Genomic DNA, 22,691 nt, shown 5'->3' on the forward strand with positions numbered 1-22,691 from the left:
GTCCATTGATGAAACTCCTCTGCGTTTGCTTGGCGGCTCACGCTCCGGAGTTTCATTGATGGACCGCCCGATACGTCGAACGTCTACTGCCTCCCCGGCAGAGCCGGGGGGTCTCCCATCGGACTAGCCGAGTTGGCGAAGCCGACGGTGTTCCGGTACAACGCCGCAGTGCCGCTGGCCATGTTGTAGCTTCCCGTCGTGTTCGAATACAGCGCGTGCGCGCCGCTAGCCGTGTTGTCCATGCCGCTGGTGTTGGAATACAGCGCATCGGCGCCGGTAGCGGTGTTGTTGTCGCCGGTATTGGAGTCGCCGGCATAAGCGCCAAAAAAGGAATTGAACGTGCCGCCGGAACCTCCCGCATCCGTTCCGAAGTAGTTGTTGGAACTGCCTTCGGTGGCGGCTCCACCGGCGCTGGCCCACAGCAGCCCGGCGATCAATGCGCCAGCCTTTGCCGATCGGGTTTTGCGCGTCCCGATCGTTTCTTTCGTTTGCAGTTTCATTGTTTGGCTCCCAACTTTCGTTTGCGGTTCGAGACCGCGCCCTTTGATGCAGGGCGCGGCAGGGTCGTCACCGGCCCGCGTTACCGCCCTACTCTTTCAAACGCGAATCAGCGGACAAGAACTCATCCGGATCGCGGTAAAAATTTTCGGGCCGGGGTTCTGGATTCCGTTTCAGTCGCGCCATGCCGATCGCATCTCGCTGTAGAGACCATCATCCAGCGGATGCGCTCGCCCTCCCTCAGCCCGGTGGATCGGGCTGAGGGTTGAAGCCGTGGATCGCGCCCGGATTCATCAACAGCGTCTGCTGCGTCCGCGTGTCGAAGACCTCGACGCCGGCCTGCAGCGCGCGGCAGGAGTCGGTTGGCGACTGCTTGCTGGCCTTGATCTCCTGCACCACGGGGCGCAGCAGCGACACCGGCAAGGGATTGCCATTGGCGTCGGTCGGCGGGCTGCCGGTGGTCGGTGCCACCACGATTCCCGACTGGCCCGGTGCCAGGTCGACGGACTGCGAGCCCACGGCAAGGCCGCTGGCGTCGTAAAACGTCACCAGCAAGCGGCAGTCGACGGGGTCCGGCGGAATGACCGGGTCCGGCGGAATCAGATTGACGAGCGTCACGCGCGCACCCTGGCCCTCGATCAGAGAACTGGGAGCGAAGCCGATGCTGCGGGTCCTGGCCGCCGGCGCGGCTGCCGCTAGCGCTGCGGCGTGGGCCGATGTCGAGATCAAGGCGCTCGCGACGCAAGCGGCGAGCAGTGGGAGACCGTGTTTCATGGTGTATTCCTGGTTGAAGGTAGGGCGTGGTTAGGGTGGAGCGCTACTGCTATTTGTAGTCCAGCGTCAGCGTTGCGGCCTTCACGCTGCCGCCGGTCTGGGCCTCGAGGCTGCAGCAGGCCGCGAACAGCACCTGCACGGTATGAGTGCCGGCGAGCACCGGCAGCGAGAACGTGTAGCTGAGCATCTGCTGCGACGGGCCATAAGTGGTGCCGGTGCTGTAATCCAGCGGCGTCTCCAGCCGCGGCGCGAACACCGCCGGGGAGCCGGCATCACCGGGCACATGGCCATTCATCGCTACGCCATCGACATTGACCTGGAACACCGTGAAGTTGTCCATCGGCGTGGCCTGGGTACTGAAGTGGGCCACGACGCAGCTCGGCACCTCGACCAGCTTCCTGGCGGACACCGCGTACGAGGCCGGCACGGTGATCGTGGTGCTCAGCAGCGGGTCGGGATCAAAGCCGCGTGCCACCTCGTAGTTGACGGTGGGCGATCGGGTACCCACCAGCGCGACGGATTTGACGTGGCCGGTGGCGCCCTCGCAGTTCAGCGGTGTCTCATCCGCCCGGGCACAGAAGGGCGCTGCCAGCGACAGCGCGGACAACAGCAGAAAGACCTTGGTGGACATGTTCATGGTGACGGTGACTCCTGTTGCGCTGGTGCCGGACGGCCGCTTGAGTTGGGCCGGCACGTCCAGCGCTTTCCGGATAGGGGGAAGAATCCCGGGACCGTCGGAAAGAGGCGGCCCTACTGATCCAAACGCGGAAATCACAGGAAAAGCTCATCCGCGCAGCGAAGAGCTGCGGCGCTCGTAAACGGGTTCACAAAGGGCCGAGCCAGGACGGCCGGCATTGACTCACGACACTAGTAGCCTGTGACAGAGGATACGGAAGCGCCTGTGCGCGTCTCGTGCGCCGATGCGGCGTTGTTCGTCGTCGCCATAGCGACGGCTATGACTCCTCCTCCCGCCTTGCCTCGACCCACGAGCCATCGCCCATGCTCACTACCGAACTCTCTGTTACAGGCCACTAGCCGCCAAGCTGCTTCATCAGCGCCTGCGCATGCTGCAGCTTGTCGGCGTCGGGGCGGGCCGCCTTCGCCAGGATCGCGAGCGCCTCGGCGGCATCGGATCTTGCCGAGTCACGCTGGCGCTGTTTCATATACAGCTGGGCGCGCAGCAGCAGCGCCGCAAGCAAGTCGCTGGCCTGTCGTGGCGTCGCGCGGTCGTCGACGATGGCGGTGTCGAGCAACTGCATCGCCTCGGTTCGCGACAGCGGTGTATCGAGCTGGGCCAGATTGCTGGCGAGCAGCAGCGCGCGGTTGGCCCACAACGGGTGCTCTTTCGGATACTTCGCCTCGGTCAGCGCCAGCGCGCGGCGGCGCAGCGCTTCGGCCTCTGCGCGACCAGCCGGCTTCTTCTCCAGCGTGTCCGCCAGAAAATCGTCGATGAGCGCAATCTGGTAGGCCGCCGTTCCCATTAGTTGCGTGATGTGCTGCAGCGCGCTGCGCTGGATGGCTTCGGCCTCGGCGATCCGCCCCTGGCCGGCCAGTGCCCGTCCCCATTCGGTTGCAAAGAACCAGGTGAAAGCATTGCCGTCGCCAACCGTACTTTTTTTTAGCTCGTAGGCCTCGCGCATCGCGCTCTCGGCCTCGTCGTAGCGTTTCTGGTCGAGGTAGACGCGGCCCAGATGCCGAAGCGCGTCGCCGCGGGCGGGCGAGTCGTCTTCGGGCAGTGCCGCAATGGCCTGCTTCAGCACACGCTCCGCGTCCTCAGTGCGTGACAGCTCCTCATAGAACATGCCCAGCGACGACAGATTGGTTGCCAGATCGTGGTCGCGTTCGCCGACCTGCGGGCGCAGGATCGCGATGGACCGCAGATAGCATCGTTCGGCCTCGTCCACTTTGCCAGCGCGAGCCAGCACCAGCCCCAGACCTCTCAGCGGCCTCGCCAGCGCGACGGCATCGGGACCGCGGCTGCGCTCCAGGCGTGCAACGGTGTCGCGGTAGTCGCGTTCGGCTTCGGCATCCCGACGCGCCTGCTCGAGCAGGCTCGCGCGCCGGTTCAAGGCATTGATGGTGTCGGGGTGATCGCGGCCATCGCGAAGCTCGAAAATGCGCAGCGCGTCATCGACCAGTTGCATCGCCTCCGGCGGTGCACCCTTGCCGAACGCGAGATAGTTGGCCAGTTGCGACTCGACCGATGCCGCTTGCAGGCTATCGGCGGCGCCGCGCTGGCGCAGATTGTCGAGCGCACGGCGGGCGAGTTGTTCGGCCTCGTCGCGATGCCCCTGGCGAAATCGCAGATAGGCGAGCCTTTCGAGCGCCTGGGCTGTCTCGACACTGTCGGCACCGTAGAGCGCACCGCTTTCATCGACCGCACGTTTCAGCAGGGCCTCGCTGCCGGGGTAGTCGCTGAGGTTGGCCGCGATCTCGCCGAGATCTCCCAGCATCTCGGCGTGCAGCTGCGGCTCGTCGCGCAGTTCCTCGTCGACGCGCTTGGCGGCCTCGCTGACCAGGCCTTGCGGCGATCGAGCGGCAGCACCCGGACGGCTGAAAGGATCCTGCTCGCGAAAAACCGAGACCACGAAGTTCTTCACGCGCAGCGCTCTCAGCGATTCCGCGCGCGCGATCCGCGCCTGCCAGATCACGCCCGCGATGCCGATCAGAAAGGCGAGGCCCACGGCTGCTCCCGCGAACGCGCCCACGCGGTGCCGCCGCATGAACTTGCCGGCGCGATAGGCAAACGAATCCGGCTGCGCCAGCACCGGCTCGCTGGCCAGGTGCCGGCGCAGATCGTCGGCCAGCGCCAGTACGGTGGGATAGCGTTCGGCCGGATTTTTCTTCAGCGTCTTGCCGACGATGGTGTCGAGATCGCCGCGCAGGCTGATCCGCAGCTTGCGCGGCGTGGTCGCGCGTTGTGCCGCGATCTGCGCGGTGGTGGTGGTTTCGCCGCGCGCTGCACGACTCTGGCTCAGTGGGGGCGGCTCGGCAGCCAGGATCTCGTGCTCGATCTGCGCGGCGGTCTGTCCCGGCGCGCCGTAAGGCCGGCGACCGCTGAGCAGGCCGTAGAGCAGCGCACCCAGCGCGTACACGTCGGTGGCGATGGTGATGGTGCCGCGGCCGAGCTGCTCGGGCGCGGCGTATTCGGGTGTCAGCGCGCGGCCGCCCAGGCGCGTGAGTTCGGTGGCGTTTTCGCTGTCGTCCTCGATCAGCTTGGCAATGCCGAAGTCGAGCAGCTTGGCGCCGCCTTCGGCGTCGATGAGGATGTTCGAGGGCTTGAGATCGCGGTGAACCACCAGATGCGCATGGGCGTGGGCCACGGCGGCGCAAACCTGCAGAAACAGCTGCAGCCGGGCACGGATGTCGAGCTGCCGCCGATCGCACCAATGGTCGATGCGTTCGCCTTCGACGTACTCGATCGCCAGGTACAGCTCGCCGCTGGCGGCGATACCGGCGTCGAGCAGACGCGCCACGTGCGGATGCGCCAGCTCGCCGAGAATCCGGCCCTCGCGCAGGAAGCGCCCGCGGATCGCCGACTGCGCGAGGTGTGCGTGCAGCAGCTTGAGCGCCACCGCTGCGGTGTAGAGGCCGTCGCTGCGATGCGCCAGCCAGACCTCGCCCATGCCGCCGCGGCCCAGCGCGCGCTCGATGCGGTAGGGGCCGAGGTCGGTGCCTTCACGGTCCGTGTGCGCGGCTTCAGCCTGCAGTGCACGCAGCGCCCCGGCGGCGATCAACGGCGAGGATTCGGCACTGCGGTCGGCGGCCAGCAGCGCAATGACACGCGCATGCAGCTCGGGCCGGGTCTGCCGCAGGGCATCCAGCTCGGCGTCCCTGGCTGCCGATTCGAGATCCATCAGCGACTCGAACACGGCGTAAGCCTCGCGCCGCAGCCGCTCGGCCGGCGTTTCGCTCACGGCGTCGGGGCGAGACCCAGTTCGCTGAACACGAAGGCGCGCGCCTTGCGCAGATCGCGCTTGACCGTGGCCGGCGAGATATCCAGCGTCGCGCCGATGTCGGGCACCTCCATGCCGGCAAAAAAGTGCATCTCGAACACATCGTGTCCGCGGGCGTCGAGCCGCGCCAGGGACTGCAGCGCCGCATCGACCGCAATCAGATCGCAGCCCTGCATCGCCGAGTCCTCGATGCCGGTGTTGAGCGTGATGGCGGCCACCCCGCCGCCGCGCTTGTCCGCGGCGCGGTCGCGCACGTAGTCCAGGATCACGGCGCGCATCACGCGCGAGGCATAGCCGAAGAAGGCGCGGCGGTTCTCGAATGACAGATCGCGACGATGCGCCATGCGCAGATAGGCTTCGTTGACCAGGCTGGGCGGATCGAGCTGGCTGCAGGTGTCGGTGCGCGCCAAGTTACTGCGCGCGAGCACGCAGAGTTCCTTGTATACGAGCATGTAAAGCGCATCCCGGGCTCCCGGCTCGCCAGCGACGGCGCCCGGGAGCAGCTGCGTCACTTCGTTCATGCCCAGAGCATAGCCTGACGGCTGCTTGAAAAGCCTGTCAGACGCAGCCGATTCGCGGCTATCCGAACTCAATCCCGGCGAGTCTTGAGCTTTTTCCCATCGAATCCCGTTTGTATGGATAAGCCGATGCATTCGGAATATCCAGGAGAGTCACATGCACGAGATCAAGACGAGTAACGGATTGAGTAACGAACTGAGTAACGGATTGTCACGGGGCGCGGTTTCCCGACGCCGGGTTCTGCAATCCGCCGCGCTGTTGCCAATGGCGCTGGCGGCGGGCTCTGCGCAGGCTCAGATCGACACCAACGCGCAGTCGGTTCGCACAATGGGGATGATCGGCGTGGCCGCCGGCCAGGTGCTGCGCGTCAGCCTGCTGAATCACAATGACACGACGGCCGGCTGGAAGATCGAGGTCTGGGCCCGCGACGGACAGCTGCTCGCCATCGAAACCGGCGAGCTCGATGCGCAGCGCGGCAGCTTCGTCGATTTCGACCTGGCCGCGAGGCTCAAGCGCGGTCAGCGTCTGCAGTTTCATGTCGATGTCACCGGCGTCTCCCGATTGCCCGTCGCAGCGACCGCGGAGCTGTTCGATTCCAACGGTGGCAACACGGTGTTGAGCATTCAACCCTGCGTCCGGCCTGAACCCGATCAACTGAGAACCTTCGCCTCGGTGGGCGTGGTGCCCGGCCAGATCCTGCGCGTCAGCCTGTTCCAGGACCTGATCGAGGGAGCGCAGAGCAGCCCGTACCGGATCGACATTCTCGACCTCGACGGCCAGCGCCTCGACGGCGCCGAGGGCAGCCTGGTGCCGGGCAGCGGCATCGTCTTCAGCTGGAATCCCGGAGTGCGTACGCTACCCAGGTTTGGCGCAGACCCGGCGGCAACGCGCCAGCAGGTGCATGTCGATGTGCAAGTAGCCGACGTATACACCATCGGCGCCACGCTCGAGGTCTACCACGCGCGAACCGGCCGGACCCAGATCAACATCTCCCCCTGCATACGCCCGATCGAGGTGAGCGTTTCCGGCTAGGGCCCGCGTTGGAAGCGGCCGGCGTCAGCTGCACCGTGATCGTCGATCCTCCCGAGTAGCGGCGCAGCAGCGTATCGGCGGATCGAGCGATCCCCGATCCGGCCCTTCTGCCCCGATACCTGCCGTGTCTCAGATCTGTCTAGGAATCCGCTAGAGTATCGGCTGTCGGGGAACGGGGCCGGGCATGCAGTCACTCAGGTCGGTACAGCGGCGGCGGCGGACGGTGTCCGCGGCGGCGCGCCGCCGCCGGCCACGGTGAAAGCCAGGCCCTCGTTTCTCGCCGAACTGCAGCGCCGCAATGTCTACAAAGTCGGCGCGATGTACGCCGTTGCCGGCTGGCTGCTGGTGCAGGTGGTCACGCAGGTGTTCCCGGTGTTTCATGTCGGCGAACGGATTCAGCAGTTCATCGTCATCGCGATCATTGCCGGCTTTCCGCTCGCACTGGTGCTGTCGTGGATCTACGAGCTGACGCCGCAAGGCATCGTCAAGACCGATGAGGTATCGCCGGAAGCGTCGATCACGCCCCGCACCGGCCAGCAGCTCGATCGCGCGATCATCGGCGTGCTGCTGGCCGCGGTGCTGGTCCTGATGGCGAAACTGTTCTGGCCCCCGCCGACACCGACCGTCGCCGCTACAGGCGGTCCAGCGAGCGGCAAATCCGTCGCGGTGCTGCCGTTCGAGAACCTGTCGGACGATCGCGCCAACGCCTATTTCGCCACCGGCATCCAGGACGAGATCCTGACCCGGCTCGCCGGCATCGGCGATCTGAAAGTAATCTCGCGCACCTCCACCGAAAAGTACGCGAGCCACCCGGACAATCTGAGAACCGTGGCGGCGGAGCTGGGTGTGGCCGCGCTGCTCGAAGGCAGCGTGCAGAAAGCCGGCGAGCGCGTACGCGTCAACGTGCAGCTGATCGACGCGCGCAGCGACGCCCACCTGTGGGCCAGCACCTACGACCGCGAGTTGAAGGACGTATTCGCAGTCGAAAGCGAGGTATCGCAGGCGATCGCGGATGCGCTCAAGGCCAAGCTGTCGCCGGTGGAGATAAGCGCGCTGTCGCAGGCACCCACCGCCAATGCCGCGGCTTACGACCGCTTCCTGAAAGCCGAATATGCGCTGCACAAGGCCACCGACTCGAATCGGCAGGCCGATTTCCTGCTGGCCGACGAGCTGTACCGCCAGGCGCTGGCGCTGGACCCCGACTTCGCGCTGGCGCAGGCGCAGCTGGCCTACAGCATGATGTCGCGCCACTGGTTCGCAACGCCGCTGACACCGGCCGAGCTGGCCGACGTGAAGACCCTGGTCGACCGCGCTTTGGCGCACGCGCCCGGCCTCGCCGAAGCGCATCTGGCATCGGGCTACTGGCACTACTGGGGCTTCCGCGATTACGAGCCGGCCAAGACAGAGTTCCGCGGTGCGCTGTCGCTGGCGCCCAACAATGCGCAGGCGATCGCCGCACTGGGCTTCGTGCAACGCCGTCAGGGCGAGTGGGCGGACGCGGCCGCGACGCTCTCCGCAGCGATCGCCTACGCGCCACGCGACAACACCCTGATCGGCAACTACGGCCAGACCTACACCGTGATGCGCCGTTACGGCGACGCCGAGCAGGCGATGAAGCGGGCACTGGCGATCGACCCGGACGACATGCAGTCACGCACCTTCCTGACGGTCAACTATCTGATGGGCAGCGGTGACGTGCCGGCGGCACTCGCCGTTTTCGCCGACCTGCCGCTGGATCGCCGTGCGCCACCGTCCAATACCGACGGTGATGTGATGAACGTGGTCAATGTACGGGTCTATCCGTCCCTGTTCGCGCGCCGCTTCGACCAGGCACTGCTGGCCTGGCCGATGCCGCCCGCCGAGACGCCCGCGCAGCACATCGAGCGGCTGTCGGCGCGCGTCGCGATCCAGATGCTGGCCGGCCGGCGCGCGGGTATTCAGGCCGAATGCGCCGAACTGCGCGGCCTGCTCGTCACGCAGCGTGAACATCAGCAGACCGCATTCCAGCAGACCAGCGCGCTGAGCTGGGCCGAACTCTGCCTGGGCCACGACGACGCGGCACGCGATATCGCACACCGCGCGGTCGCAGCGATGCCGCCTCAGAAAGACGCCTGGAACAGCAGCTATTTCCTCGTCGGCGAAGCGCAGATCGACGCGCAGACCGGCCATGCCGATGAGGCCGTCGCGATCATCGTGCAGCTGCTGGTGATCGCCGCAGGCGACGCGATGTCGATGCAGCGCCTCAAGCTCGACCCGGTGTGGGACCCACTACGCAGTGATCCGCGCTTCGCGAAAATCATTGCCGACGGCGTCGAGGCGCGGCTGTGAATGCGGCGGCCTTCCTCGCCGAACTGCGGCGCCGCAACGTACTGCGCGCCGCGGCGTTCTATGCCGCCAGCGCCTGGCTGCTGGTGCAGGTGGCGACGCAGGTATTGCCGTTCTTCCACATCGCCGAATGGGTGGTGCGCTGGATCGTGACCGCCGCCGTCATCGGCTTTCCGTTCGCGATGTTGTTCTCGTGGTTCTACGAGTGGACACCGCAGGGTATCCAGCGCGAAAGCGAAATCGCTCAGGATCAGTCGATCACCCGACAGACCGGCAAGAAGCTCGACAAGGCGATCATCGCGGTGCTCGCGCTAGCCGTGCTCGTGCTGCTGCTGAACCAGTTCGTGCTGCATCGCTTCATGCCGGACGTCGCTACTTCTTCGATAGCAGCGAACGAGAAATCCATCGCCGTGCTGCCGTTCACCGATCTCAGTCCCGAGCACGACCAGGAGTATTTCTCCGACGGGATGGCCGAAGAGTTGCTGAACGCGCTCGCCAAGGTCCCAGAACTCAAAGTCGCCGGGCGTACGTCTTCGTTTTCCTTCAAAGGCAAGAACGAGGACCTGCGCAGCATCGGCCAGGCGCTCTCGGTCGCCAACCTGCTCGAAGGCTCGGTACGCAAGCAGGGCAACCGCGTGCGCATTACCGCGCAGCTGATCCAGGTCAAGGATGGCTATCACCTGTGGTCCGAAACCTATGACGGCGAACTGACCGACATCTTCGACCTGCAGGAGCGCATTGCCCGCGCGATCACCGCGGCGCTGAAAGTGGTGCTGGAGGGCGAACCGCGCGCGCGGCTGGTGCCGGTGGCGACTGCCAACCCGGAGGCCTACTCGCTGTACCTGCTGGCGACGACGATCTTCAACCATCGCGACGGGCCGCGCTTTGCGCAAGCCATCGCGGCGCTCGAGCAGGCGCTGCAACTCGATCCGAAGTTTGCCCGCGCACATTCCAGGCTGGCGGCGCTGTACGCCGTGTCGAGCAACTACGCGGCGACGGATTTCGCCGAAGCCAACGCTATGGCCGAGCGCGAGGCACGGGCCGCGATCGAACTCGATCCGCAGCTCGCCGAGCCGCTCGCCGTGCTGGGGCTGGTCAAGTCCAACCAGCGCCGCTTCGCGGAAAGCCGCGGCCTGCTCGAACGCGCCGTCGCGCTCGATGCCCGTGACACCTCCGCCAATTTCTGGCTCGGCCTCGACTACATCACCACGGGCTACCGCTCGCTCGGCATCGCGCAGCTGGATCGCACGCTCGAGATCGATCCCCTGCTGCCCAATGCGCTGTACTGGCGCGGCAACGCGGCCCAGTTCGCCGGAGACAACGCCAACGCGCGGCGCCTGTTGCAAGCAGCGGTGAGCGGCGGACTCGTTCCCGCCAACCGTGCGCTGGCCATACTCGCGCATCGGGAAGGCCGCGACGACGATGCCACCGGCCTTTTCGCGCGCAGCTCGAAAGTGTTCTTCATCGGCCTGCCGGCCGGCGCCGAAAACGTCATTGCCAGGGGCCTTTTCGGCACGGCGACGGATCGTGTGACGGCGAACGCCATGCTCAAGGGCTATCTGGCGACGAAGCCGAAGACCGTTTCCGGCGGTGCGTCGTGGGCGCTGCTGATGCTGGACGAGCCGGCGCTGGCGCTGGACAGCGCGCGTGACGCACCAACCGACAACGATCCGCTGGTCCTTCATTGGTTGTGGTCGCCCTACGGTGCGTCGGCGCGCGCGCTGCCGCAGTTTCCGGAGTTCGTGCGCAAGCTCGGCCTCGCCGAATTCTGGGACCAGTACGGGCCGCCCGATCTGTGCCGGCGCCGTGCGCCGCACGACTACGTCTGTGAGTAAGCCATGAACGCGCCGCAGGTCAAGCCCTCGTTCTTCGTCGAACTGCAGCGGCGTAACGTGCTGCGCGCCGCGGCGTTCTACGCAGCCAGCGCCTGGCTGCTGGTGCAGGTGGCGACGCAGGTGTTTCCGTTCTTCCACGTCGACGAGGCGATCGTGCGCTGGATCGTCATCGCAGCGCTGACCGGCTTCCCGTTCGCGATGCTGTTCTCGTGGTTCTACGAGTGGACGCCGCAGGGCGTGCTACGCGAAAGCGAAGTCGACCGCGAGGCTTCGATCACAGGCGCCACCGGCAAAAAACTCGACAAGGCGATCATCGCGGTGCTCGCGCTAGCCGTGCTCGTGCTGCTGCTGAACCAGTTCGTGATGCATCGCTTCATGCCCGATACGGCGGCCGACGCGGCAGGCGCCCGCGACAAGTCCATCGCCGTGCTGCCCTTCGTCAACATGAGCGGCGATGCGGCCAACGAATACTTCAGCGACGGCATCACCGAGGAAATTCTCAACGCTGCGGCACAGCTGCCCGGCCTGCACGTGGCGGCGCGGACATCGGCGTTCCAGTTCAAAGGGCAGAACATCGATCTGCGCAAGGTCGGCGAAACGCTGGCGGTGGCCTACCTGCTCGAAGGCAGCGTGCAGCGTTCCGGCGAATCGGTGCGCATCACCGCTCAGCTGATCGATGCGCGCAACGGCTATCACCTGTGGTCCGGGAAATTCGATCGCAAGCTGACCAGCGTGTTCTCGATCGAAGACGAGATCGCCGCGGCGATCGTCGACCAGCTCAAGTTGCAGCTCGGCGACAAGCCGGCCGGCCCGCTGGTAAGAACCGGCACGCGGAACCCGCAGGCACACGAGTTGTATCTCAAGGGTCTGGCGCAGATGGCCGACCGGGGTCCCGCTCTGCTGACGGCCGCACAAATGCTCGAACAGGCCGTGGCGATCGACCCGGATTACGCGGCGGCCTGGGGTGCGCTGGCACAGAGCCGCGAATTGTTGCCCTGGTACGACCTCGGTGAGTGGACCGACTCGCTGGGCCGGGCACGCAGCGCGGCCGAGAAAGCCTTATCGCTGGATGCCTCGACGGCCAGCGCGCATTCGGCGCTGGCGACCGTATTCAAGGATCTGGGCGATTACACCCGGTCCGGGCAGGAGTTCCGGCGCGCCATGACGCTCGACCCCAACTCCGCCGAGATCATCGACCAGCATGCGCAGTACCTGCTGCTGACCGGCTATTTCGACGAGGCCATCGCCGAGCAGCGGCGCGCCGTCGCGCTCGATCCGCTGTCAGGGGATTCGCAGATGCAACTCGGCACGGCGCTGGTATCCAAGCGTCGCTACGCCGAAGCGCTGGACCACCTGAGCAAGGCCGCCGAAGCGGAACCGATCAACGACATGCCGCATCTGCAGCTCGCCTTCCTGCAGCTCTATACCGGACATTTCGCCGAAGCCGAGCAGGAAGCGCGCAAGAGCGCGGCACGCGGCGGCGAAAGCGCAGACACTCGCGGCGTGCTGGTGAAAGCCGTCGCCGATCCAGCGCAGCGCCCGGCAGCGCTGCGCCTGCTCCACGACTCCGGCGTCGGTCTGCCGGCGGTGCGCACACCGTATCGGGCGGTCTGGTTTTGCCTGCTCGGCGACTGCCCCACCGCGCTCGCAGAGCTCGAAGCCTGGGCGGCCGTGGCTACCCGGCGGGACGCAATCTTCGGCAGTTTCTATCTCGGCGCACCGGCTTTCGATCCGATCCGCGCCGATCCGCGTTTCAAGGCCGTCTTCGACAAGGCCTGCCTGCCGATGCCGCCCACCGCCAACCCCGCCGCGACATGAGTACCAAGCCGTCTCTCCTCGCCGAACTGCAGCGTCGCCACGTCTACAAGGTCGGCGCCGCCTACACCGTGGCCGGCTGGCTGCTGGTGCAGGTCGTCACGCAGGTGCTTCCGATCTTCGAGATCTCGGCGCTGGTGCAGCGGATCATCGTGCTGGCGATCATCGCGGGCTTTCCGGTCGCGCTGGTGCTGGCCTGGGTGTTCGACCTGACGCCGCAGGGCATCGTGCGTACCGACGAGCTTTCGGCAAGCGATCAGACGCCGGTCGCGATACGCGAGCGGCGCAGTATGGATCGCAAGCTCAACCTGATGCTGGGCGCTCTCGTGGTGCTGGGCCTGGCCTACTTCGCCGCCGAGCGCGCGGGTTACGTCGACGGCCGTACCGCGGACTTTCCAGCGGCGGCGACTCACGACAAATCCATCGCCGTGCTGCCGTTCGACAATCTCAGCCGCGATCCCGACAACGCCTATTTCGCCGAAGGCATCCAGGATGAAATCCTAACGCGGCTGGCGAAGATCGGTGCGCTGCGGGTGATCTCGCGCACGTCCACGCAGCAGTACGCCGCCAAACCCGGAAACCTGCCCGACATCGCGCGTCAGCTCGGCGTGGCCAACATCGTCGAAGGCAGCGTGCAGAAAGCCGGCAACGCGGTGCGCATCAACGTGCAGCTGATCCGTGCCGCCAGCGACACGCACCTGTGGGCCGACACCTACGATCGCAGGCTCGACGATCTGTTCGGCGTGCAGAGCGAAGTCGCCGGCGCCATCGCCACGCAGCTCGACGCCCGGCTCAGCGGTGACGAGAAGAAGGATCTCGCCACGCCGCCGACCACCAATGCCGGCGCCTATGACGCCTGGCTGCGCGCGCTGGTGCTGATCCACCGCGCCGAGGAAGATCCGGTCGGTGTCGAGCAAGGCATCGCGCTGCTGACCAAGGCCACTCAGGACGATCCGAAGTTCGCCGAAGCCTGGGCGCAGCTGTCGCGCAGCCACGGCTCGCAATACTTCCAGTCCTACGACCAGACCGAAGCGCGCAAACAGTCGGGCAAGCTGGCGCTGGATCAGGCGCTGAAGCTGGCGCCGGCTTCGCTCGATACGCAGCTCGCCCAGGGCTATCACCAGTACTGGATCGAGCGCGACTACGCGTCCGCGATCAGCACGTTCGAGGCGCTGCTGGCGCGCTGGCCGGACAACTCCGAAGGCCTGCGCGCGCTGGGCTTCATCGCGCGCCGCCAGGGTCGCTTCGAGGACTCGGTGCAACTGCTGGAACGCGCGCTCAAGCTCGACCCGCACGATCTGACGCTGCTGACCGAAACCGCCTGGACCTATCAGCAGATGCGGCAATCCGCCCCGGCGCTGCTGATCTGGGACCGCGCACTGGCGGTCAAGTCCGGCGATGCGAACCTGATGTCCAACAAGGCCACTCTTTACCTCGTATTCGGGCACCTGGACGAAGCCGACGCCCTGCTCGCCAAGACTCCGCATGACGCCGATCTTCCCAACGTCGTCAGCACGCTTGCGCTGCAGGCGCAGTTGCGGCGCCGCTATGCGCAAGGCGCATCCACGCTACAGGCGATGGTGTCGGCGTTTCACGGTACCGCGCTGCAGGGCGCGATCTATCGCGCCTCACTGGGCAGCCTGCAGCTGCGCGCCGGCGATCTGGCAGCCGGCAAGGCGACGCTGACGCAGGCCCGCGATTCCTTGCAGAGCGAGCTGGTCCGTCAACCAGAAAATGATGTGATCCTCGACCAGTTGGCCCAGGTGCAGGCGGCACTGGGCGAGCGCGGCGCGGCCATGCAGACCATCGCCCGCGCTATCAAACTGCTGCCGACGTCGATGGACGCGATCTACGGCCCGTGGCACGAAGAGACGCGCGCGCGCATCCAGGCACACTTCGGCGAACGTGAACCGGCCGTCGCCGCGCTGTCGCGGCTGCTGAAGATTCCGTATGCCTACGCGATCACGCCGGCGCTGCTGCGGCTGGACCCGGACTGGGACAACTTGCGCGGCGATCCGCGGTTTCAGGCGCTGGTGGCCGACGACACCGCCACACCATGAGTGCCCGGTTCTCGTTCCTCGCCGAACTGCGGCGCCGCAACGTCTACAAGGTCGGCGCGATGTACGCAGTGGCCGGCTGGCTGCTGGTGCAGGTCGTCACGCAGGTATTTCCGATCTTCGATATCTCGGCGCTGGCGCAGCGCATCATCGTGCTCGTGATCGTCGCCGGCTTTCCGGTTGCGCTGGTGCTGTCGTGGATTTACGAGCTGACGCCGCAGGGCATCGTCAAGACCGATGAAGTCGCCGCGGATGCCTCGATCACGCGCCACACCGGCCAGCAGCTCAACCGCGCGATCATCGGCGTTTTGCTGCTGGCCGTGCTGGTGCTGCTGGCCCGTCTTCTATGGCCGCAGGCGACACCGACGGCTGCTGTCGATCCAGCGCTTGCTACCCCGACGAACGACAAATCCATCGCCGTGCTGCCGTTCGAGAATCTGTCCGACGATCACGCCAACGCCTACTTCGCCGAGGGCATCCAGGACGAAATTCTGACGCGCCTCGCCAAGATCGGCACACTGCGCGTGATCTCGCGCACGTCGACGATGCGCTACGCGAGCGCGCCGGACAATCTCGCCGAAATCGCGCGCCAGCTCGGCGTCGCCAACATCCTCGAAGGCAGTGTGCAGAAGGCCGGCGCGAAAGTGCGCATCAACGTGCAGCTGATCCGCGCTGCCGGCGACAGCCACCTGTGGGCCGAGACTTACGACCGCAGGCTCGACGACATCTTCGGCGTACAGGGCGAAGTCGCCGGCGCCATCGCCGACGCGCTCGGCGCCAGGCTCAGCGGCGGCGCGCGGCAGGAAATCACCGCGTTGCCGACGCGCAGTGCCGCCGCCTACGAGGCCTATCTGCGCGGTGTGTCACTGTACCGCCGAGGCTTTCAGTATGCGGACTTCAACGCCGCGACACGCGCCTTCGAGGATGCCGTGAAGGCCGACCCCGGCTTCGCGCAGGCCTGGGCGATGCTCGCGCGCGGCTACAGCCTAATGATCTTTTTCGGCGTGGACGCCTCCGACGAGCGCCGAGCGGCGGCCCTGCATGCGGTGGAAACCGCCGAGCAGCTGCAACCGGGTTCACTGGAAACGCAGTCTGCCCGCGCCTATTACATCTATCGCGTACAACGCGATTACGACGAGGCGCAGCGGCGCTTTACGGCCCTGCACGAACGCTGGCCCAACGACACCGAGGTGTTGACGGTTCTCAGCTACGTGCTTTGGCGCCAGGGGCGCCAGCAGGAGGCCGACGCACACGTGGAAGAGGCACTCCGGCTCGACCCGCTGAACGTGCAACTGCACAAGCTGCAGGCCTTGAACGCGATGTGCGAGCGCCGCTTCGACGAGGCGCTGAAGCACCTCGCGCGCGTACAGGCGATTGCGCCGGACGACGAGGAGTCGCGGCAGTTCCTGGGCGATATCTACCTCGCGCAGGGCGATCTGGTACGCGCCGCGCAGGCCATCGGCCCGCGGCCGGTCTCGGTCTCGAGCGAAGACGACTACGTGATGCTGGCGCGACTGCAACGGAGCTATGCGCCGGCCATCGCCGGGCTGCGCGAGCTGCTGCAGCGCCCGGATGCGAATGCCGTGCCGACGGACTGGAGCGGGACGCGCCTCGATCTCGCCGATCTGCAGCGCCTGGCCGGCGATGCCGGCGCCGCCGGAAATTACCGTCAGGTCCGCGAGGCGATGCGCAGCCTGCTCGATGCTCAGCCCGACAATCACACCGCACTGGTGGAAGTGGCAATGGCGCAAGCCGGGCTCGGTGACGCGCCGGCGGCTTTCGCCGCGCTCGACCGCGCCGCGCAACTCGTCCCCGAATCCAAGGACGCGCTTTTGGGCCCCGCCATCCTTGAAATGCGCGCACGCCTGCAGGCCCGCTTCGGCCGCAGGGACGAAGCGCTGGTCGCCCTGCGTCATCTGCTCACGGTCCCTTACGGCGGCCAGATCGACGTCCCGATCACGCCGGCGCAGCTGCGCCTCGATCCGGATTTCGACGGCCTGCGCGACGACCCACGCTTCCAGCAACTGATCGCCGGCAGCGCCGCAGCGGAGGCAGCGGAGGCAGCGGAGGCAGCGCCATGAGTGTCGATGCCGTGCGGCCGGCTTGGGGTGGCCGACCGGAACCAGGTGCGCAAAGCCGTCTTCTTCGCCACACTCGCTCCAGCTAAAAGCGATCCCAAAAACTGTCCAGAGGACTTTCCATGTCGAGCGTCATCGAGGAGCAGCGCAAGGAACTGACGCTGCGCGGCCTGGTACTGGGCGTGCTGATCACCATCGTCTTCACCGCCGCCAACGTCTTTTTCGGCCTCAAGGCCGGGCTGACGTTCGCCTCGTCGATCCCGGCGGCGGTGATCTCGATGGCGCTGCTGCGCAAGTTCAAGGGCGTCAGCATCCAGGAGAACAACATCGTGCAGACGGTGGCCTCGTCGGCCGGCACGCTGTCGTCGATCATCTTCGTGCTGCCCGGCCTGGTCATGATCGGCTGGTGGAGCGGCTTTCCGTTCTGGGTGACGTTCAGCGTCTGCGCGCTCGGCGGCATACTCGGCGTGATGTATTCGATCCCGCTGCGGCGCGCGCTGGTCACGCATTCGGATCTGCCCTACCCCGAGGGCGTGGCCTGCGCGCAGGTGCTGAAGGTTGGCCACGGCGCCGCGGATGCCGCGGAGGGCGAGGCCGCGGCGGTGGCCGGCAAAGCCGGACTGTTGAGCCTGCTGATCGGCTCGCTGGTGTCGGCGGGGTTCGCGGTGATCGTGGCGACGCAGATTTTTGCCGCCGATCTGGTGCGCTACTTCCGCGTCGGCAACAGCAACGCGCTGTCGGGCTATGACTTCGCGCTGTCGTTCGCGCTGTTCGGCGTCGGCCATCTGGTCGGCCTGTGGGTCGGCATCGCGATGCTGGTCGGCGTGTTCGGCGCCTGGGGCATCGCGGTGCCCTGGCTGACCGCGCTGCACCCGGTGGCCGGCGATGTGTCGGCAATCGCGCAGGGCGTGTGGCGGCACCAGGTGCGCTTCATCGGCGCGGGCACCATCGGCGTCGCCGCGATCTGGGCGCTGCTGCGGCTGTCGCGGCCTTTGCTCAAGGGCCTGAGTTCGGCGTTCGCCGCCTCCAAAGTTCGGCGCGCCGGCGACGCCGCCAGCCTGCCGCGCACCGAGCACGATATTCCGATCGGCTGGGTCGGCCTGATCTCGCTGCTGTGCCTGCTGCCGATCGCCGCGCTAATCGGCAGCTTTTCCACCGCCGCCGGCCTCGGCGCGCACGCGAGCGTGCTGGCGATCGGCGGCCTCGCCTACATCGTCGCCATCGGCTTTTTCGTGGCCGCGGTCTGCGGCTACATGGCCGGCTTGATCGGCGCGTCCAACAGCCCGCTGTCCGGCGTCGGCATCCTGGTCGTGCTCGGCGCCTCGCTGCTGCTGGTGTTCTGCATCAAGCCCCTGGTCGGCGAAGCTGGCGGCCCAGCGCTGGTCGCGATCGCCTTGTTCATCACCGCGGTGGTGTTCTCGGTCGGCACCATCGCCAACGACAATCTGCAGGATCTGAAAACCGGCCAGCTGGTGGATTCCACACCGTGGAAACAGCAGGTCGCGCTGCTGATCGGCGTGCTCGCCGGCGCCGCGGTGATCCCGCCGGTGCTGGATCTGCTGAACCAGGCCTACGGCTTCGCCGGCACGCCCGGCGCCGATGCGACGCGCGCGCTGCCGGCGCCGCAGGCCGCGCTGATTTCCTCGCTGGCGCAGGGCGTCATCACCGGCAAGCTCGACTGGAGCCTGATCGGTATCGGCGCGCTGGCTGGCGTCGCGCTGATCGTCGTCGACGAGCTGCTGCTCGCTTTCAAAAGCCGCGCGCGTTTGCCGCCGCTGGCGGTCGGGCTGGGCATCTATCTGCCGATGTCCACCAGCCTGATGATCGTCGTCGGCGCGGTGGTCGGCTGGGCTTACGAGCGCCGCGCCAGCCGCGGGCCGGATGTCGAAGGCGCCAAGCAGCTCGGCGTGCTGCTGGCCTCTGGCCTGATCGTCGGCGAGAGCCTGATGGGCGTGCTGATCGCGGCCATCGTCGTGTTCTCCGGCAGCGACGCGCCGCTGGCCCTGGTCGGCGAAGGCTTTGCCAACGCGGCCGTCTGGATCGGCGGCATTGCGTTCAGCGCGGTGATCGTCGCGCTGTATCTGTGGATGGGGCGGGTGAGCCGGAAAGCGGGCGTGGCGAGCTGAAGGTAGGACGACACATTATTTTCAATAACGTCATTCCCGCGAAAGCGGGAATCCAGCGCCGTCGAGCGCCCGCCTTCAAACTCTGGATTCCCGCCTTCGCGGGAATGACAGTAGTTTATGAATGTTGCGACATCGCTGTGTCACCATACTGAGCGCCCGACCCGCACGACCCCATGCGCAACCGTTCCTTCTTCGCGGAACTCCAACGCCGCAACGTCTACAAGGTCGGTGCGATGTACGCCGTCGCCGGCTGGTTGCTGGTACAGATCGTCACGCAGGTGTTTCCGATCTTCGAGGTGTCCGCGCTGGTGCAGCGGATCATCGTGCTGGCGATCGTCGCCGGCTTTCCGCTCGCGCTGGTGTTGTCGTGGATCTACGAGCTGACGCCGCAGGGCATCGTCAAGACCGAGGATGTCGCGATCGACACCTCGAGCGCGCAACACACCGGGCAGCAGCTCAATCGCGCCATCATCGGCGTACTGCTGCTGGCGGTGCTGATGCTGCTCGCCAGGCTGCTGTGGCCGCATTCAAGCCAGCCGCCGGCAAGCGGTGATGACAAGATCGCCGCCGTCGGCAACACGAAATCGATCGCGGTGCTGCCGTTCGAGAATCTGTCCGACGACAAGAGCAACGCCTACTTCGCCAGCGGCATCCAGGACGAAATCCTGACCCGGCTCGCCGGCATCGCCGATCTGAAAGTGATCTCGCGCACCTCGACGCAGAAGTATGCGAGCCGGCCGGACAATCTGAAGACCGTCGCCGCAGAAGTCCGGCGAGCACGTGCGCGTCAACGTGCAGCTGATCGAGGCGCGCAGCGACACACATCTGTGGGCCAACACCTACGACCGAGAGTTGAAAGATGCCTTCGCCGTTGAAAGCGAAGTCTCGCAGGACATCGCCGAAGCGCTGAAAACCCGGCTGTCGCCCCGTGAAGTCACCGCGCTGGCGAAAGCGCCCACCGACAATGCCGCCGCCTACGATCTGTTCCTGAAAGCCGAGTACGAAGCGCGCCAGGCCGCGGACTCCGGTCTCGACGCCGACTACCGCCGAGCCGACGACCACTATCGCGAGGCGTTGGCGCTGGCGCCCGACTTTGCACTGGCGCATGCGCGGCTGGCGCTGTGCATGCTGTCGCGCCATTGGCTGGTCAAACCACTGTCGGCTGCTGAATTGTCGGAGGTCAAACAGAGCATCGATCGCGCGCGGGCGCTGGCGCCGCAACTGGCGGAAGCGCAGCTCGCACTCGGCTACTTTTATTTCTGGGGTTCTCGCGACTACGCGCCGGCCAAGACGGCGTTCGAGCAGGCGCTGAAACTGGAACCCAACAATGCCCAGGCGATCAGCGCACTGGCCTTCATCAATCGCCGCCAGGGCCACTGGCAGAACGCGCTGGATGGACTCGCCAGCGCGGTCTCGCACACACCACTCGACGGCGCGCTGCTCGCCGAATACGGTGCGACGTTCATGTTGGTCCGCCGCTACGCCGAGGCCGGGCAGGCGCTGAACCGCGCGCGGGTGCTGGACCCGGAGTTCATGGATGCCCGCGCGTTCCTGGCCCGCAATTTCCTGATCGGCTTCGGCGACGCCGCCGGTGCACTACAGGCATTCGACGGGCTGCCGACAGCGCGCATGGCGCCGGTCAACAACGACGACGGCGACGTCATCAACCTGGTCAATGCGCGTGTCTATCCGTATCTGTACCAGCGCCGCTACGACGAGGCGCTGCAAGCCTGGGATGCGCGGTCGCGACGGTGACGGATGCGCAGCGCATCGAAAAGCTTGTGGCTCGCGTCGCGATCCAGACTCTGGCCGGCCGGCAGAAACTGGCACAGCCCGAGTGCGAGAACCTGCGTGTCCTGCTCGCGGCACAGCTCGCGCAGCAAGCCGACGATCTGGCGGCGCTGACCCGCATCAGCTGGGCCTACGCCTGCCTCGGCCGTGGTACCGATGCGCTCCGCAGCGCGCATCGGGCGGCAGACCTGCTGCCCTTGAGCAAGGACCCCTACAGCGGCCACTATTTCCTTAACGGCCTGGCGCAGATCGCCGCCCACAGCGGCGACGCCGATACCGCCCTGCAGATCATCGGCGTGCTGCTGTCGACTCCTGCCGGCGACACGATGTCGGCGCTGCGTCTCAAGCTCGACCCGGTATGGGACCCGCTGCGCGCCGATCCGCGTTTCCAGAAACTGGCGGACGACATAACGCCGCCCGCCTCGTAGGTCGGCACACCCTTGCCGACCTGCGCAAGCATTTGCGTCTACCATTCCGGCATCGAAACCGGTATGGACACCATGAACGTCAAGCGCATCTTCTGCATCGGCCGCAACTACGCCAAGCACATCGAAGAATTGGGTAATGCCAACGACGGCGATTGCGTGATCTTCATGAAACCGGCGAGCTGCGTCGTCGACGAAGGCGAGACCGTGATCCTGCCGAGCGCTTTCGGCGAGGTGCATCACGAGGCCGAGCTGGTGGTGCTGCTGACCGGCGGCGGTCGCGACATCGCAGTCGAGGACGCGATGGACTGCGTCGCCGGCATCACGCTGGGCCTGGACCTGACGTTGCGCGATCTGCAGACCCGGCTCAAGAACAAGGGCGCGCCCTGGGAGCTGGCCAAGGCCTTCGACAACGCCGCGCCGTTGGGCGACTTCAAGCCCTATCTCGAACAGGACCTGCAGGCGCTGGAATTCACTTGCCACGTCAACGGCGAACTGCGCCAGCACGGTTTCACCAAGAACATGCTGTACAGCGTCGCGCGGCAGATTCACATCCTGTCGCAGACCTGGGAGCTGCAGCCTGGCGATGCGATCTACACCGGCACGCCCGAGGGCGTCGGCCCGGTCAAACCCGGCGACACGATCCTGCTGCAAAGCCCGCAGATCGGCCGCTTTCAATGGAGCTTTAGCGCATGAAGTTCGACTGGAGCAAGATCGACTGGCGCGCCACCGGCGCCGGGCCCGGTTCGTTCAAGCCGAGCTGGCGCAAGCTGTCGCGGACCTTCTTCACCGGCCTGCTGGCGGTGCTGCCGATCATGGTCACGCTGGCCGTGGTGATGTGGCTGATCGGTGCGGCCGACACTTTCTTCGGCGGCTTCGTGCGGCTGTTCCTGCCCAACACCGCATCGTGGCCGGGCATGGGCCTGCTGGTGTCGCTGATCATGATCTTCGTGATCGGCCTGCTGATGCAGGCAGTGTTCTTCCGCGAGTTCGTCAAGTGGACCGAAGAACAGCTGGAGAAAGTGCCGCTGATCAAGACCGTCTACAGCGCCGTGCGCGATCTGACCGGCTTCTTCTCGAAGAAGGATCAGAGCCGCTTCGGCCAGGTGGTGATGGTGTCGCCGCCCAACCTGCCGTTCCGGCTGCTGGGCTTCATCACCGTCGAAGACCTGGCGGCTTTCGGGCTGGCCCAGGATCACGATACCGTCGCCGTGTACCTGCCGATGAGTTACCAGATCGGCGGCTACACGGTGCTGATCTCGCGCGAGCATCTGGTCGAAGTCGACATGAGTTTCGAGGATGCGATGCGCTTCCTGATCACCGCCGGCATGTCGCGTGTCGCCGACGCACCGTTGGAGAAACAGGCCTGAGTACCCGCAGAGAACCGGCGATCGGCGCCGGGCGCCTGTAGATCGAAATAGCCATGGACCTGATCGGCTGCTTACTTCAGCATGCGGCGC

General features: G+C 66.3%; 17 protein-coding genes. 12 read left to right on the forward strand and 5 right to left on the reverse strand.

What is annotated here, in order from left to right; genetic code table 11:
* Positions 1–83 precede the first annotated feature (83 nt).
* The 5 genes from JWQ90_RS10035 to JWQ90_RS10055 all read right to left on the reverse strand — a co-directional run bounded on the left by JWQ90_RS10035 (position 84) and on the right by JWQ90_RS10055 (position 5,749).
* Positions 84–500, reverse strand: a complete 417-nt coding sequence (locus JWQ90_RS10035) for a hypothetical protein (RefSeq protein ID WP_299692969.1) — start codon at positions 498–500, stop codon at positions 84–86.
* Positions 501–738: 238 nt separating this feature from the next.
* Positions 739–1,272, reverse strand: a complete 534-nt coding sequence (locus JWQ90_RS10040; protein ID WP_299692972.1) for a hypothetical protein — start codon at positions 1,270–1,272, stop codon at positions 739–741.
* 49 nt (positions 1,273–1,321) lie between these two features.
* Entirely contained in the window at positions 1,322–1,909 is a 588-nt protein-coding gene (locus JWQ90_RS10045; protein ID WP_299692975.1) for a hypothetical protein, read from the reverse strand.
* A gap of 394 nt (positions 1,910–2,303) precedes the next feature.
* Positions 2,304–5,189 (reverse strand): serine/threonine-protein kinase, encoded by a 2,886-nt coding sequence (locus JWQ90_RS10050; RefSeq protein WP_299692978.1) that lies wholly within the window; start codon positions 5,187–5,189, stop codon positions 2,304–2,306.
* Positions 5,186–5,749: an ECF-type sigma factor gene (locus tag JWQ90_RS10055; RefSeq protein ID WP_299692981.1), complete on the reverse strand. Its 564-nt coding sequence runs from the start codon at positions 5,747–5,749 to the stop codon at positions 5,186–5,188. Before JWQ90_RS10055 ends, JWQ90_RS10050 begins: the two co-directional genes overlap by 4 nt.
* A 154-nt stretch (positions 5,750–5,903) precedes the next feature.
* On the opposite strand from JWQ90_RS10055, the gene JWQ90_RS10060 reads away from it, so the two are divergent.
* The 12 genes from JWQ90_RS10060 (at position 5,904) to JWQ90_RS10115 (ending at position 22,601) form a co-directional block, all read left to right on the forward strand.
* Positions 5,904–6,779 (forward strand): hypothetical protein, encoded by an 876-nt coding sequence (locus tag JWQ90_RS10060; protein ID WP_299692984.1) that lies wholly within the window; start codon positions 5,904–5,906, stop codon positions 6,777–6,779.
* A gap of 255 nt (positions 6,780–7,034) precedes the next feature.
* Positions 7,035–9,107: a tetratricopeptide repeat protein gene (locus JWQ90_RS10065; protein ID WP_299692987.1), complete on the forward strand. Its 2,073-nt coding sequence runs from the start codon at positions 7,035–7,037 to the stop codon at positions 9,105–9,107.
* Positions 9,104–10,939: a tetratricopeptide repeat protein gene (locus JWQ90_RS10070; protein WP_299692990.1), complete on the forward strand. Its 1,836-nt coding sequence runs from the start codon at positions 9,104–9,106 to the stop codon at positions 10,937–10,939. Before JWQ90_RS10065 ends, JWQ90_RS10070 begins: the two co-directional genes overlap by 4 nt.
* Positions 10,940–10,942: 3 nt before the next feature.
* The gene (locus JWQ90_RS10075; protein WP_299692993.1) at positions 10,943–12,757 is read left to right on the forward strand and encodes a hypothetical protein; all 1,815 of its coding nucleotides are present in this window, start codon (positions 10,943–10,945) and stop codon (positions 12,755–12,757) included.
* Entirely contained in the window at positions 12,754–14,814 is a 2,061-nt protein-coding gene (locus tag JWQ90_RS10080) for a tetratricopeptide repeat protein (protein WP_299692996.1), read from the forward strand. Before JWQ90_RS10075 ends, JWQ90_RS10080 begins: the two co-directional genes overlap by 4 nt.
* On the forward strand, positions 14,811–16,892 hold the full coding sequence (locus JWQ90_RS10085; RefSeq protein ID WP_299692999.1) for a tetratricopeptide repeat protein: 2,082 nt from the start codon (positions 14,811–14,813) through the stop codon (positions 16,890–16,892). The genes JWQ90_RS10080 and JWQ90_RS10085 overlap by 4 nt, the downstream gene beginning before the upstream one ends.
* Before the next feature lie 119 nt (positions 16,893–17,011).
* Positions 17,012–19,015 carry an oligopeptide transporter, OPT family gene (locus tag JWQ90_RS10090; RefSeq protein WP_299693002.1) on the forward strand — a complete coding sequence of 668 codons (2,004 nt, stop codon included), beginning with the start codon at positions 17,012–17,014 and terminating at the stop codon, positions 19,013–19,015.
* Between the two features lie 173 nt (positions 19,016–19,188).
* Positions 19,189–19,890: a hypothetical protein gene (locus tag JWQ90_RS10095; RefSeq protein WP_299693005.1), complete on the forward strand. Its 702-nt coding sequence runs from the start codon at positions 19,189–19,191 to the stop codon at positions 19,888–19,890.
* Positions 19,796–20,770: a hypothetical protein gene (locus JWQ90_RS10100; RefSeq protein ID WP_299693008.1), complete on the forward strand. Its 975-nt coding sequence runs from the start codon at positions 19,796–19,798 to the stop codon at positions 20,768–20,770. Before JWQ90_RS10095 ends, JWQ90_RS10100 begins: the two co-directional genes overlap by 95 nt.
* A 26-nt stretch (positions 20,771–20,796) precedes the next feature.
* Positions 20,797–21,234, forward strand: coding sequence for a hypothetical protein (locus JWQ90_RS10105; protein WP_299693011.1), 438 nt, complete (start codon positions 20,797–20,799; stop codon positions 21,232–21,234).
* Between the two features lie 63 nt (positions 21,235–21,297).
* Complete coding sequence (locus JWQ90_RS10110; protein ID WP_299693013.1) at positions 21,298–21,927, forward strand: fumarylacetoacetate hydrolase family protein; 630 nt, start codon at positions 21,298–21,300, stop codon at positions 21,925–21,927.
* The gene (locus JWQ90_RS10115; protein WP_299693016.1) at positions 21,924–22,601 is read left to right on the forward strand and encodes a DUF502 domain-containing protein; all 678 of its coding nucleotides are present in this window, start codon (positions 21,924–21,926) and stop codon (positions 22,599–22,601) included. Before JWQ90_RS10110 ends, JWQ90_RS10115 begins: the two co-directional genes overlap by 4 nt.
* Positions 22,602–22,691: the final 90 nt, after the last annotated feature.

Source organism: Hydrocarboniphaga sp. (assembly GCF_028291725.1).
In the GTDB taxonomy this organism is placed as follows: Bacteria; Pseudomonadota; Gammaproteobacteria; order Nevskiales; family Nevskiaceae; genus Hydrocarboniphaga.

Coding starts and splice junctions, on each gene's coding strand:
- JWQ90_RS10080 (WP_299692996.1), top strand. CDS start 12,754: ATGAGTACCAAGCCGTCTCTCCTCGCCGAACTGCAGCGTCGCCACGTC.
- JWQ90_RS10090 (WP_299693002.1), top strand. CDS start 17,012: ATGTCGAGCGTCATCGAGGAGCAGCGCAAGGAACTGACGCTGCGCGGC.
- JWQ90_RS10045 (WP_299692975.1), bottom strand. CDS start 1,909: ATGAACATGTCCACCAAGGTCTTTCTGCTGTTGTCCGCGCTGTCGCTG.
- JWQ90_RS10075 (WP_299692993.1), top strand. CDS start 10,943: ATGAACGCGCCGCAGGTCAAGCCCTCGTTCTTCGTCGAACTGCAGCGG.
- JWQ90_RS10115 (WP_299693016.1), top strand. CDS start 21,924: ATGAAGTTCGACTGGAGCAAGATCGACTGGCGCGCCACCGGCGCCGGG.
- JWQ90_RS10040 (WP_299692972.1), bottom strand. CDS start 1,272: ATGAAACACGGTCTCCCACTGCTCGCCGCTTGCGTCGCGAGCGCCTTG.
- JWQ90_RS10095 (WP_299693005.1), top strand. CDS start 19,189: ATGCGCAACCGTTCCTTCTTCGCGGAACTCCAACGCCGCAACGTCTAC.
- JWQ90_RS10055 (WP_299692981.1), bottom strand. CDS start 5,749: ATGAACGAAGTGACGCAGCTGCTCCCGGGCGCCGTCGCTGGCGAGCCG.
- JWQ90_RS10110 (WP_299693013.1), top strand. CDS start 21,298: ATGGACACCATGAACGTCAAGCGCATCTTCTGCATCGGCCGCAACTAC.
- JWQ90_RS10085 (WP_299692999.1), top strand. CDS start 14,811: ATGAGTGCCCGGTTCTCGTTCCTCGCCGAACTGCGGCGCCGCAACGTC.
- JWQ90_RS10035 (WP_299692969.1), bottom strand. CDS start 500: ATGAAACTGCAAACGAAAGAAACGATCGGGACGCGCAAAACCCGATCG.
- JWQ90_RS10060 (WP_299692984.1), top strand. CDS start 5,904: ATGCACGAGATCAAGACGAGTAACGGATTGAGTAACGAACTGAGTAAC.